This window comes from Streptomyces sp. NPDC001880 (genome assembly GCF_053594575.1).
Window position 1 is genome coordinate 1 of the sequence record NZ_JBSFET010000042.1, and the last position, 12,498, is coordinate 12,498.

10 protein-coding genes and 1 pseudogene are annotated in these 12,498 nt (G+C 70.8%); 8 read left to right on the forward strand and 3 right to left on the reverse strand.

Annotation, left to right across the window (positions count from 1 at the left end):
* The 5 genes from ACWCQ6_RS22070 to ACWCQ6_RS22090 all read left to right on the forward strand — a co-directional run.
* Positions 1–462, forward strand: a 462-nt coding sequence (locus ACWCQ6_RS22070) for a sensor histidine kinase (RefSeq protein WP_451091639.1), incomplete at its 5' end; no start/stop codon positions are given.
* A 181-nt stretch (positions 463–643) separates the two neighbouring features.
* Positions 644–1,318, forward strand: coding sequence for a response regulator transcription factor (locus ACWCQ6_RS22075; protein WP_344506746.1), 675 nt, complete (start codon positions 644–646; stop codon positions 1,316–1,318).
* 317 nt (positions 1,319–1,635) lie between these two features.
* Complete coding sequence (locus tag ACWCQ6_RS22080) at positions 1,636–3,591, forward strand: 2-oxoacid:acceptor oxidoreductase subunit alpha (protein WP_451091641.1); 1,956 nt, start codon at positions 1,636–1,638, stop codon at positions 3,589–3,591.
* Positions 3,584–4,642 carry a 2-oxoacid:ferredoxin oxidoreductase subunit beta gene (locus ACWCQ6_RS22085; protein ID WP_451091643.1) on the forward strand — a complete coding sequence of 353 codons (1,059 nt, stop codon included), beginning with the start codon at positions 3,584–3,586 and terminating at the stop codon, positions 4,640–4,642. The genes ACWCQ6_RS22080 and ACWCQ6_RS22085 overlap by 8 nt, the downstream gene beginning before the upstream one ends.
* A gap of 127 nt (positions 4,643–4,769) precedes the next feature.
* Positions 4,770–6,725 (forward strand): APC family permease, encoded by a 1,956-nt coding sequence (locus ACWCQ6_RS22090; protein WP_451091645.1) that lies wholly within the window; start codon positions 4,770–4,772, stop codon positions 6,723–6,725.
* 9 nt (positions 6,726–6,734) lie between these two features.
* Here ACWCQ6_RS22090 and ACWCQ6_RS22095 read toward each other — a convergent pair.
* Positions 6,735–6,902, reverse strand: a pseudogene (locus ACWCQ6_RS22095) (winged helix-turn-helix transcriptional regulator); the annotation flags it as partial.
* Between the two features lie 188 nt (positions 6,903–7,090).
* Between ACWCQ6_RS22095 and rarD the strand changes: the two are divergent.
* On the forward strand, positions 7,091–8,071 hold the full coding sequence (rarD, locus tag ACWCQ6_RS22100; protein WP_451091647.1) for an EamA family transporter RarD: 981 nt from the start codon (positions 7,091–7,093) through the stop codon (positions 8,069–8,071).
* A gap of 68 nt (positions 8,072–8,139) precedes the next feature.
* Positions 8,140–9,699, forward strand: a complete 1,560-nt coding sequence (locus ACWCQ6_RS22105) for an FAD-dependent monooxygenase (protein WP_451091649.1) — start codon at positions 8,140–8,142, stop codon at positions 9,697–9,699.
* A gap of 13 nt (positions 9,700–9,712) precedes the next feature.
* Here ACWCQ6_RS22105 and ACWCQ6_RS22110 read toward each other — a convergent pair whose 3' ends face one another.
* Entirely contained in the window at positions 9,713–10,648 is a 936-nt protein-coding gene (locus ACWCQ6_RS22110; RefSeq protein ID WP_451091651.1) for a nitroreductase/quinone reductase family protein, read from the reverse strand.
* Positions 10,649–10,985: 337 nt separating this feature from the next.
* Here ACWCQ6_RS22110 and ACWCQ6_RS22115 point away from each other — a divergent pair, with 337 nt between their 5' ends.
* Entirely contained in the window at positions 10,986–11,792 is an 807-nt protein-coding gene (locus tag ACWCQ6_RS22115) for an HAD family hydrolase (RefSeq protein ID WP_451091653.1), read from the forward strand.
* A 35-nt stretch (positions 11,793–11,827) separates the two neighbouring features.
* Here the strand turns inward: ACWCQ6_RS22115 and ACWCQ6_RS22120 are convergent, their stop codons facing one another.
* A complete protein-coding gene (locus ACWCQ6_RS22120; RefSeq protein ID WP_451091655.1) occupies positions 11,828–12,421 on the reverse strand; it encodes a TetR/AcrR family transcriptional regulator in 594 nt (197 codons plus the stop codon).
* Positions 12,422–12,498: the final 77 nt, after the last annotated feature.

Consider the following 12,498-nt stretch of genomic DNA (forward strand, 5'->3'; position numbering starts at 1 on the left):
GCCCGCATGGTCGACGAGGCCCACGGCGAGGTCAAGGTCGCCCTCCAGGAACTCCGCGACCTCGCCCGCGGCATCCACCCCGCCGTCCTCACCGATCGCGGACTCGACGCGGCGCTCTCCGCCGTCGCCTCCCGCTGCACCGTCCCCGTCACGGTGAGCGTGGACCTGCCGGGGCGGCCGGCCCAGGCGATCGAGGGGATCGCCTACTTCACCGTCTCCGAGCTGCTGCAGAACGTGAGCAAGCACGCACGGGCGACCCGCGCCTCGGTCGACGTGTGGCGGGTGGAGAACCGGCTGATGCTCCAGGTCACCGACGACGGACGTGGCGGCGCCGAGGTGTCGTCGGGCTGCGGGCTCGCCGGGCTGACCGAGCGGCTGGACGCGGTGGACGGCGTCCTGGTCGTGGACTCCCCGCAGGGCGGCCCGACCCGGATCACGGCCGAGCTGCCGTGGCGCGGCTGAGCACGGACGTACCCCACCCGGCAACGGACGTACTCCACCCGCTCCACCCGCTCCACCCGCTCCACCCGCTCCACCCGGCGACGGACGAACTCCACCCGGCGGCCGAGGACACCGCACCGCCGATACTGGGATGCTGGGGACCGTACACGCGGGACCAGCGAACAGTGGGGGATACGGCGTCATGGTGGAGGACAGGGTGCGAGTAGTCATCGCCGAGGATTCGGTGCTGCTCCGGGAAGGACTGACCCGGCTGCTGACCGATCTGGGGCATGACGTCGTCGCCGGAGTCGGGGACGCCGAGGCGCTGCTCAAGACGGTGAGCGACCTGGCGGGGCAGGACGCGCTGCCCGATGTGGTGGTCGCCGATGTGCGGATGCCCCCGACCCACACCGACGAGGGTGTGCGGGCGGCCGTGCGGCTGCGTAAGGACTATCCGGGGATCGGGGTGCTGGTCCTTTCGCAGTACGTCGAGGAGCGGTACGCGACCGAGTTGCTCGCCGGGTCCAGCCGGGGTGTGGGCTATCTGCTGAAGGACCGGGTCGCCGAGGTCAGGGAGTTCGTGGACGCGGTGGTCCGGGTGGCGCAGGGCGGTACGGCGCTGGACCCGGAAGTGGTGGCGCAACTGCTGGGCCGGAGCCGTAAACAGGACGTTCTGGCCGGGCTGACGCCGCGCGAGCGCGAGGTACTCGGTCTGATGGCGGAGGGGCGGACGAACTCCGCGGTGGCCAGGCAGCTCGTGGTGAGCGACGGCGCCGTGGAGAAGCACGTCAGCAACATCTTCCTGAAGCTGGGCCTGTCCCCCAGTGACGGGGATCACCGCCGGGTGCTGGCCGTTCTGACCTACCTGAACTCCTGACGGACTGACACTCTGTCAGATATCTGGTGGCGGACACCCTGGGCAGCCGACCACAGCCATCTCGGTGACCGGGGCGGGGCGTACAGCGCCAGGGGGCGTCACCAGAGTCCTAGTACCAAAGAATGAATGCGCAGCGTCTTCATCGAACGCCCGGGGGGCTTGCAAAACGTGACAAACCGGTATCGAATCGCGTCCCAAAATGACGTCCACCATCTGATCGGTCCAGGGAAGGCGACCCTTACCGACGTAGGGTGGGCAGGGGAACCGCCGGGGGGCCGGCGGGTCCCGAGTCGCCGCCCCGAGGGAGGTCCAGTTCAGTGACCAGCCAGGTCAGTAGCCCAGCCGGACAGGCCGATGAGGCCGGCGAGGCGCTCGTCGGGGGCCAGCGCGCCCCCCGCTCCGATCACGCGAGTGCGGGCGAGAAGGAGATCCGCCGTCTCGACCGGGTGATCATCCGCTTCGCGGGTGACTCCGGAGACGGTATGCAGCTCACCGGTGACCGCTTCACTTCGGAGACCGCGTCGTTCGGGAACGATCTGTCGACGCTGCCGAACTTTCCCGCCGAGATCCGCGCCCCCGCAGGGACCCTGCCGGGGGTTTCCTCGTTCCAGTTGCATTTCGCGGACCACGACATCCTCACGCCGGGTGACGCGCCGAACGTGCTGGTCGCGATGAATCCGGCCGCGCTGAAGGCGAACATCGGCGATGTGCCGCGTGGTGCGGAAATCATCGTGAACACCGATGAGTTCACCAAGCGGCCGATGGCGAAGGTCGGCTACGAGACCAGTCCCCTGGAGGACGGCTCACTGGAGGCGTACAACGTCCACCCGGTGCCGCTGACCACCCTCACGATCGAGGCACTGAAGGAGTTCGGTCTCTCCCGCAAGGAGGCCGGGCGCTCGAAGAACATGTTCGCGCTCGGGCTGCTCTCCTGGATGTACCACCGGCCGACCGAGGGGACCGAGGCGTTCCTGCGCGCCAAGTTCGCGAAGAAGCCGCAGATCGCCGAGGCGAACGTGACCGCGTTCCGCGCCGGGTGGAACTTCGGGGAGACGACCGAGGACTTCGCCGTCTCCTACGAGGTGGCGCCCGCCTCGCAGGCCTTCCCGGCGGGTACGTACCGCAACATCTCGGGGAACCTGGCGCTGTCGTACGGGCTGATCGCCGCGTCGCGCCAGGCGGACCTGCCGCTGTATCTGGGCTCGTACCCCATCACTCCGGCCTCCGACATCCTGCACGAGCTGAGCCGGCACAAGAACTTCGGTGTGCGCACCTTCCAGGCCGAGGACGAGATCGCGGGGATCGGGGCGGCGCTGGGCGCGGCCTTCGGGGGTTCCCTCGCGGTGACGACCACCAGCGGGCCGGGGGTGGCGCTGAAGTCGGAGACCATCGGGCTCGCGGTCTCCCTGGAGCTGCCGCTGGTCGTGGTCGACATCCAGCGCGGCGGCCCGTCCACCGGTCTGCCGACCAAGACCGAGCAGGCCGATCTGCTCCAGGCGATGTACGGGCGCAACGGCGAGGCCCCGGTCCCGGTCGTGGCCCCCAGGACCCCGGCGGACTGCTTCGACGCCGCGCTCGACGCGGCGCGGATCGCCCTGACCTACCGCACCCCCGTCTTCCTGCTCTCCGACGGGTATCTCGCCAACGGCTCCGAGCCGTGGAAGATCCCCGAGATCGACGAACTGCCCGATCTGCGGGTCCGGTTCGCGACCGGCCCCAACCACGAACTGGCCGACGGCACCGAGGTGTTCTGGCCCTACAAGCGCGACCCGCACACCCTGGCCCGGCCGTGGGCGGTGCCCGGCACCCCCGGTCTCGAACACCGCATCGGCGGTATCGAGAAGCAGGACGGCAGCGGCAACATCTCCTACGACCCGGCCAACCACGACCTCATGGTCCGCACCCGTCAGGCCAAGGTCGACGGCATCGAGGTCCCCGACCTCCAGGTCGACGACCCCTCCGGCGCCAGGACCCTGGTGCTGGGCTGGGGCTCCACCTACGGCCCCATCACCGCCGCCGTCCGCCGGCTCCGTGCCGCCGGACAGCCCATCGCGCAGGCCCATCTGCGCAACCTGAACCCCTTCCCGAAGAACCTCGGCGAAATTCTGGGACGTTACGACAAGGTCATCGTCCCCGAGATGAACCTCGGCCAGCTCGCCACCCTCATCCGGGCCAGGTACCTCGTCGACGCCCACAGCTACAACCAGGTCAACGGCATGCCGTTCAAGGCCGAACAGCTCGCGACGGCACTCAAGGAGGCCATCGATGCCTGACGCCAACCAGCTCCTGAACCTGGTGCCCAAGGCCGAGGCCGAGCAGTCCATGAAGGACTTCAAGTCCGACCAGGAAGTCCGCTGGTGCCCCGGCTGCGGTGACTACGCCGTTCTCGCGGCCGTGCAGGGCTTCATGCCCGAACTCGGCCTCGCCAAGGAGAACATCGTCTTCGTCTCCGGCATCGGCTGCTCCTCCCGCTTCCCGTACTACATGAACACCTACGGGATGCACTCCATCCACGGCCGCGCCCCGGCCATCGCCACCGGGCTCGCCTCCTCCCGCCGCGATCTGTCCGTCTGGGTCGTCACCGGTGACGGCGACGCCCTGTCCATCGGCGGCAACCACCTCATCCACGCCCTGCGCCGCAATGTGAACCTGAAGATCCTGCTGTTCAACAACCGGATCTACGGCCTCACCAAGGGCCAGTACTCCCCCACTTCCGAAATCGGCAAGATCACCAAGTCCACGCCGATGGGCTCTCTGGACGCCCCCTTCAACCCGGTCTCCCTGGCCATCGGCGCGGAAGCCTCCTTCGTGGCCCGCACCATCGACTCCGACCGCAAGCACCTCACGAGCGTGCTGCGCGCGGCGGCCGACCACCCGGGCACGGCGCTGGTGGAGATCTACCAGAACTGCAACATCTTCAACGACGGCGCGTTCGAGGCCCTCAAGGACAAGGACCGGGCGCAGGACGCGGTCATCCGTCTGGAACACGGGCAGCCCATCCGCTTCGGCGCGGACAACGGCAAGGGCGTCGTCCGCGACCCGGCCACCGGTGACCTCCAGGTCGTGACGGTCACCGAGGAGAACGAGTCCCGGATCCTGGTCCACGACGCCCACAACCCGTCCCCGACCACGGCCTTCGCCCTCTCCCGTCTCGCGGACCCCGACACCCTCCACCAGACCCCCATCGGCGTCCTGCGCGACATCGACCGCCCGGTCTACGACACCCTCATGGCGGAGCAGCTCGACACCGCCGTCGAACAGAAGGGCAAGGGCGACCTCGCCGCACTCCTTGCCGGAAACGACAACTGGACGGTCGTCGGCTGAGCCTGCCGTCCGGATCACGCCGTCGCCGGACGGGCTGAATTTCGGCCCGTCCGGCGATAGGGCTGAATTTCGGCCCGTCCGGCGATTGCGTACCGGGGTGCGTCGGGCCACCGCGCACGATGTGGCCATGACCCTGGACCGGCCCGTGTACCGAATCAAGCGGCGTCTGCTCGGCAAACCGCTCACCACCGAGCGCATCAGCGAGGAGAAGCTGAACAACCGGACGGCGCTCGGGGTGCTCGCCTCCGACTGCATCAGTTCGTCCGCGTACGGCTCCGAGGAGATGCTGCGGGTCCTCGTGCCGGTCGTCGGGGCCGCCGCCTTCACCCTTCTGATGCCGGTGACCGGCGCGATCCTGCTGGTACTACTGCTTCTGACGCTCTGTTACAGCGATGTCGTCACGATCTACACCCGGGCGGGCGGGTCCTATGTCGTCGCGCGGGAGAACTTCGGGCCGAACGTCGCACAGATCGCCGCCGTGGCCCTGCTCGTCGACTACATCGTCACCGTCGCCGTCCAGGTCTCGGCCGGCACCAACGCCCTGATCTCGCTCGCCCATCTGGTCGGCGACGACTTCACCGGCCTCGACCACCTCCAGCTCCCGGTCTCCGCCGGCGTCATCGCGCTGCTCGCGTACGGGAATCTGCGCGGGATCCGCGAGGCGGGCCGGACCTTCGCACTGCCCGCCTATCTCTTCATGGCCGCCGTCGGGCTCGTCCTCGTCGCCGCCGCGGTGCGCGGGATCACGGGCGGGCTGCCGCACGCCGATCTGCACGACGCCGGGGTCGTACCGCTCGGCACCCCGGGCGAGGGCTGGCTCCACGGCGCCTCGCTCTTCATCGTGCTGCGCTCGTTCGCCAACGGCGGCTCGTCCCTCACCGGGCTCGAAGCGATCTCCAACGGCATCTCCGCGTTCCGCGAACCGCAGGGCCGCAACGCCCGCCGCACCCTGATCGCAATGAGCTGTGTGCTCGGCGTCCTGGTCCTCGGCGTCTCCACGCTGGCGCACTTCACCCATGCCGTCCCGTACGTCGACGGCACTCCGACGGTCATCGCGCAGGAGGCCCATCTCGCCTTCGGCGACGGGCCGCTCGGGACGGCCGGGCTGGTCTTCGTGCAGCTGGCGACCGCACTGGTCCTCTACACCGGCGCCAACACGCCGTTCACCGGCTTCCCGTTCCTCGCCAGCTTCGTCGCCGAGGACCGGTTCCTGCCCCGGCAGCTGACCCGGCGCGGGCACCGGCTCGCATTCTCCAACGGCATCATCGCGCTGACCGTCGTCTCGCTGGCGCTGCTGCTGGTCACCGGGGCCAACGTGGACAAGCTGGTGGCGCTGTACGCGATCGGCGTGTTCACCGCCTTCACCATGGCCGGGTCCGGTCTCACCGCGTACCACCTGCGGCGCCGGGAGCGGTACCGCCGGGTCAAGATCGCCGTCAACGCGCTGGCCGCGGTCATCTCGGCCGCCGTCGTGCTGATCTTCGCGGTCACCAAGTTCACCGAGGGCGCCTGGCTGGTCGTGGTGGTCTTCCCGCTCGGCGTGTGGGCGCTGATGCGGATCAACCGCGAGTACCGGCGCGAGGCCGCGGTGCTCCAGAGCCTCCAGCCGCCGGGGGCCGACCGGCCCCGGGACCTGCGCCATCTGGTCTTCGTCCTGGTCGAGACGCTGGACCTGGCGACGATCAAGGCGCTGCGGTACGCGCACGAACTGCGCCCGGACGAGATCCGGGCGGTGCACTTCGCGATCGACGAGGCGCACGGCAGGCGGCTGGCCGCCCGGTGGGAGGAGACGGCCGCCACGTCCGTCTCCCTGGAGCTGGTGGCGTGCCCGGACCGGCGGCTGCGCCACGCGATGAAGGAGCTCGCCACCCGCACCACACAGGACGGCCGGACCTCTCTTACGGTGCTGGTGCCGCGGCGGATGTACACCAATTGGCTCGGGAAGCTGCTGCACCGGGGCACCGGCGAGCAGATGGCGAAGACGCTGGCACAGCTGCCGCACGTGGCGGTGACGATCCTGCCGTTCGACGTGTCGCGTGCGCTGCGCGCGCTGGAGGAGGGACGCGCACCCCAGCCGGAGTGACCACGCGGGCTAGGGGGCGTGGGCCTCGCGCTCGTCGTACGTCTCGCGCTTCGGCCGCACCGCGTCCGGGCGGCGTTCGGTCCAGCGGGCCAGTGCCCGTGCCTGCTCGGCGGCCTCCCGGCCCAGGCCGGTGAGCGAGTGGTCGCCCCGGGGCGGGAGCACCGAATTCGCGTCGCGAACAGCGACCTGGCCCGGCTGATCGGCCGGCCGACGCCGCCGCCCGCCGAAACCGTGGCACCCGCGTAACACCCGTTCACCCGCACCTCAGGAGCCCCTTGTCATGACCGTATCCCGATACGGGTATGACATCGGGCCCTCCCCGGCGCTACCGTCATGCAGTTGACGCAGACACGCCTGGAGGGCCCGTGAAGGGGATCAACGAACAACGGGCGGGACTCCTGTCCGGCATCGGCGCCTACGGCCTGTGGGGGCTCGTCCCACTCTTCTGGCCGCTGCTGAAGCCCGCCGGCGCGATCGAGATCCTCGCCCACCGCATGGTCTGGTCCCTGGGCTTCGTCGCCGTCGCACTGCTGGTGCTGCGCCGCTGGTCCTGGATCGGCGAGCTGGTCCGGCAGCCGAGGAAGCTCGGCCTGATCTCGGTGGCCGCGGTCACGATCACGGTCAACTGGGGCCTGTACATCTGGTCCGTCAACAACGGCCATGTCGTCGAGGCCTCGCTCGGCTACTTCATCAACCCGCTGGTCACCATAGCCATGGGCGTCCTGCTCCTGGGCGAACGGCTGCGCCCGGTGCAGTGGGTGGCGGTCGGTACCGGTTTCGCGGCGGTGCTCGTGCTGGCGATCGGCTACGGGCGGCCGCCGTGGATCTCGCTGGTCCTGGCGTTCTCCTTCGCGACCTACGGCCTGATGAAGAAGAAGGTCGACATGGGCGGCCTGGAGTCGCTCACCGCCGAGACCGCCGTGATGTTCGTGCCCGCGCTCGGCTATCTGCTGTGGCTGGGTGCCCGGGGCGAGTCGACGTTCACCTCCGACGGCGCCGGCCACGCGGCGCTGCTGGCCTCGGCGGGCCTGGTCACGGCCGTCCCGCTCGTGCTGTTCGGCGCGGCGGCGATCCGGGTGCCGCTCTCGACGCTGGGCCTGTTGCAGTATCTGGCGCCGGTCTTCCAGTTCATGCTCGGCATCCTCTACTTCCACGAGGCGATGCCGCCGGAGCGGTGGGCCGGGTTCGCTCTGGTGTGGCTGGCGCTCACCCTGCTGACCTGGGACGCGTTCCGGACCGCACGGCGGACCAGGGCCCAGGTGCGCGAGGCCCTGCAGACGGCGCAGCGGCAGGCACCGCGCCGGAATCCGCCGGCCGACGAACCGGCCCCGCACGCACAACTTTAGTTACCCAGTTGCTTTTTTAACTCGGTTACGTTTTCCTGGATACACGAAACCGCGACCGAGGAGCCCGCATGCCCGCAAACGCGCCTGCCGCAACCACCCCCGTACTGATCGTCGGTTCGGGTCCGACCGGCCTGGCCCTCGCCTGCGACCTGGCACGGCGCTCGGTCGGCGTACGGATCATCGACAGGTCCCCCGAATTCCCCCGCAGCTCACGGGCCAAGGGCCCCAACCCCCGCTCCCTGGAGGTGCTGGAGGACCTGGGCGTCGTCGACCGGGTGCTGGCCGCGGGGTCGGCGCCGCTGCCGATGCGCAAGTACCGGAACGGGCTGCCGGTCGCGGACACCGATCCGTCCGAGTTCTCGCACCCGACACCGGACACCCCGTACGCGCACGGCCGGCTGATCGCCCAGTGGCGACTGGAGGAGATCCTGCGGGACCGCCTTGCGGAGTACGGGGTGCACGTGGAGCTCGGCTCCGAGGCGGTCGGCCTGTCGCAGGGGCCCGAGTCGGTGACCGTCGCCCTCGCCGACGGCCGGAGCGTTCGGGCACGGTACGTGGTGGGCTGCGACGGCGGCCACAGCCCGGTGCGCAAGATGCTCGGCGTCTCCTTCGAGGGGAGGACGACCGAGGAGCAGGCGATGGTCTGCGGGGACGTGGAGGTGGACGGCCCCGACCGCGGCATCTGGCACCAGTGGTTCGACGAGGACGGCGCCGTGATGCTGTGCCCGATCCCGGGCACGCGCGCGGGCTGGTGGTTCCAGGCCGGGCCGGAGCGCGACGCGGCGGGAGCCCTCGTACCGCCCTCCCTGGAGAGCTTCCAGCGCCTGTTCGCCAAGCACACCCGGCTCCCGGCGGCCCGCCTGACGCAGGCGACCCTGCTGTCCACGTACCGGGTCAACGAGCGCATGGCCGACCGATACCGGGTGGGCCGCGTGCTGCTGGCCGGGGACGCGGCGCATGTGCACTCGGTCGCCGGCGGGCTGGGCATGAACACCGGCATCCAGGACGCGTACAACCTGGGCTGGAAGCTCGCCCGGGTCGTCGAGGGCCGGTCGGACGCCCGCCTCCTGGACACCTATGAGGAGGAGCGGCTGCCCGTCGCCTCCTGGACGCTGGGCATCACCGCCGAGCGGCTGCGGGCGACCCTCGACGCGATCCGGCAGCCGGGCGGCGGCCTGGACACGGCGGTCTCCGGGGACACGGCGGGCCTGGGCCTCGGCTACCCCTGGAGCTCCCTCTCCGCCCCCGGCTCCACCTCCCGGCTGCGGGCGGGCGACCGCGCGCCCGACGCCCCCTGCCGCGACACCGCGACAGGCGCGCCGACCCGCCTGTTCGAGGCGTTCGCGGGCCCGCACTTCACGCTGCTGGGCTTCGGCCCGGAGACAGCCGAGGCACTGCGGGCGACGGAGGCGGCGTACGGCGACACGGTGCGGGCGTACGGGGTGGACGCAGGAGCCCCCCGCGACCTGACCGACGACGCGGGCCACGCCCGCACGGCGTACGGCGCTGCCCCGGCCACCGCCCTCCTCGTCCTGGTCCGCCCCGACAACCACGTGGCCCTGATCGCCCCGGCCGCCAGGAGCGGGGCGATCGGCGACTACCTCGACCGCCTGGCCGGCACGGCCTGACGACGGGGAGCGCCTACGACGGCGGGCGCTGCGCGGCTTCCGGCGTTGGAGGGGCGGGAGGCCACGGGACATCGGCCAGCAGGGGCAGGATCTGCTTCTCCTCGTAGTCGAGGTGTGCGTTCAGTTCCGTGGACATCCGGTCCAGTTCGGCGTGAAAGCGCTCGGGACGGGCGATGCCGATGTCCGCCAGCAGGGACACCAGCTCGCCCTGGATGCGGGCGACCGTGCGGTGTTCGTCGGCGAGCCGGGCGAAGGTGTCCGTCAGGTGCGGGTGATGACGGGCGATGCCGGGGAACAGGTGCTCGTCCTCGCTGGTGTGGTGGAACTCCAGTGACTGGCAGAACGCCAGGCAGCGCTGCCGGATCTGGAGCCCGAGGCCCGGAGCCGGTGGCGCGCCGGGGCCCCGGTGGGCGGCCCGTGCGGCGAAGTGGGCGTCCACCTCCGCCTTCACCTGGCGCAACTGGCCCCGCAGCCAGGTGTGGACCTCCATGAGCTTGCCCGCGAGGGTGGTGATCTCGCGGGGCGGCTCCCAGCCCTCGGGCTCGGCGCGCTCCAGCACCACGACCGGGAGGAGCCGGGTGGTACGGGCCTGGTAGTCGGCGTAACCGGGCGCCGCCCGCACGGCGTGCGCGAACAGTTCCTCGCGCCGCGCCCCCTGCGCGGGGACCGCGAGGGCCTGGAATGTACGGGTGCCGAGCTCCACCCGGACCACGGGGTGGGCGAGCAGGTTGCGGTACCAGTCGGGGTGGCGCGGGGCGCCCAGGTTGGAGCCGACGACCAGCAGCGCGTCGCCGTGGCGGACGTAGCCGAGGGGTGTGGTGGTCTCCTTCCCCGACCTCGCGCCGGTGGTGGTCAGGAGTAGGAGGTCACCGCCCTCGAAGGGGCCGCCGACCTTCCCTGCGTTGGCGCGGAACTCCTCGATGACGGACTGGTTGAAAGGTGTGGGCATGTGTTCTGTGTCTCCGTGGGAACGGGTGAGCGCGATGCGCGGCCCATGGCGGTGCACGGTGCCGGGGCATGCGGAACGGGAGAGTGCGACCAGCGGTCGCGGCTGCGTCAGATGCAGGGCGCGGAGTGTGAACTCATGACGGGCCCCTCGGTGAAGGGTGTTCGCCCGAGCACCGGCCGGCCCACTGCTCTTTGGCCGGCGTCACGCGACACCGGGTTCATTACACGCACCCGGGCGGTGGCCTGTCAACGCACGCCCATCCGCGCTCCGGACGCCCCGACCCCGCCCTCCGGGCGGAGGACGACGCCACTTACGGGACAGCCCTTAGGCTTGCGCCATGCCCATCCCGCCCGCGTACGCACTCGTCGCCACCGACCTGGACGGCACCCTGCTGCGCAGCGACGACAGCGTGAGCCCCCGCACCCGCGCCGCGCTCGCGCTGGCCGCCCGCGCCGGGGCCCGGCATCTCGTGGTCACCGGGCGGCCGGTGCCCGGGATACGCGGACTGCTCGACGCACTGGGCTATCAGGGGCCGGCGGTGTGCGGTCAGGGGACCCAGCTGTACGACGCCGGGTCCGGGCGGCTGGTGCGTGCGCTCACCCTGGACCGGGAGGCCGCCGACACCGCGCTCGGCAGGATCGAGGCCCAAGTGGGGCCGGTCTTCGCGGCCGTGGACCAGGACGGGGCCGAAGGGCGGACCCTGATCGAGCCGGGCTATGCGATGCCCCATCCGACGCTGCCCGCCCAACGGACCCGTCACCGACACGAGTTGTGGTCCGCGCCCGTGGTGAAGGTGCTCATCCGGCACCCGGAGCTCACGGACGACGCACTGGCCGAGACGGCCCGCGAAGCCGTCGGCGATCTCGTCACCGTCACGCTCTCCGGCCCCGGCACGGTCGAACTCCAGCCGTACGGCGTCGACAAGGGGACCGGGCTCGCGCTGGCCGCCGAATACCTCGGCGTGGCCGCGGACTCCACGATCGCCTTCGGGGACATGCCCAACGACCTGCCGATGTTCCGGACGGCCGGGTACGGCGTGGCCATGGCCAACGCCCATCCTGAGCTGCGGGCCTCGGCGGACGAGGTGACGAAGTCGAACGAGGGCGACGGGGTCGCCAAGGTGCTTGAGCGGGTGTTCGGCTGAGCCGTCCGTACCGGCCTCCGACAGTCACCCCGGCCTCACGGCTCCGGAGGCACCCCGATCGCCCGCAGCACATGCGCGACCAGTGCCGCGATCTCCTCCTCGTCCGGCATCGGCCGGCGCAGGACATGCCGGTAGCAGATCGGGCTGTACAGCATCTCCACGGCCAGCGGAAGGTCGGCGTCCGGCGGGATCCGCCCCTGCTTCTGGGCCCGGCGCAGACGGGCGACCGCCTCCTCGAAGCGGGGGGCGACCAGCTTCGCCCGGACGGTCCGCGCGAGTTCGTCGTCGTGGTGCGTCTCGGAGAGGATCCCTGCGTACGCGGGGCCGAAGGGCGGCGTGGAGATGAGCTTCGCCGCACCCGCCAGATCGGCCCGCAGATCGGAGGCGATGTCGCCGGTGTCGGCGAACGGCGTCGTGCCGACCAGCGCGTCGGTGAAGGCCTCCAGGATCACCGCGCTCTTCGACGGCCACCAGCGATAGATCGTCTTCTTGCTGACGCCCGCTCTGGCCGCGATGGCCTCGACCGTGACGCGGCCGTACCCCTTCTCCGTGCACAGTTCGAGAGCGGCCTCCAGGGTCGCCCTCCGTGATCTCTCGCTGCGGCGCTGTGAACTCGGCGATGTGATCATTCGGTGAGCATAAGCGCGTTCGAACCGGCTGTTGTTGACAGCCCGTCACCAAGGATCGAACAATACGCAGGCGGAAA

Excerpts from the sequence above, each read along its gene's own strand:
- ACWCQ6_RS22075 (WP_344506746.1), top strand. The coding sequence starts at position 644 with ATGGTGGAGGACAGGGTGCGAGTAGTCATCGCCGAGGATTCGGTGCTG.
- ACWCQ6_RS22085 (WP_451091643.1), top strand. The coding sequence starts at position 3,584 with ATGCCTGACGCCAACCAGCTCCTGAACCTGGTGCCCAAGGCCGAGGCC.
- ACWCQ6_RS22090 (WP_451091645.1), top strand. The coding sequence starts at position 4,770 with ATGACCCTGGACCGGCCCGTGTACCGAATCAAGCGGCGTCTGCTCGGC.
- ACWCQ6_RS22105 (WP_451091649.1), top strand. The coding sequence starts at position 8,140 with ATGCCCGCAAACGCGCCTGCCGCAACCACCCCCGTACTGATCGTCGGT.
- ACWCQ6_RS22110 (WP_451091651.1), bottom strand. The coding sequence starts at position 10,648 with ATGCCCACACCTTTCAACCAGTCCGTCATCGAGGAGTTCCGCGCCAAC.
- ACWCQ6_RS22115 (WP_451091653.1), top strand. The coding sequence starts at position 10,986 with ATGCCCATCCCGCCCGCGTACGCACTCGTCGCCACCGACCTGGACGGC.
- ACWCQ6_RS22120 (WP_451091655.1), bottom strand. The coding sequence starts at position 12,421 with ATGATCACATCGCCGAGTTCACAGCGCCGCAGCGAGAGATCACGGAGG.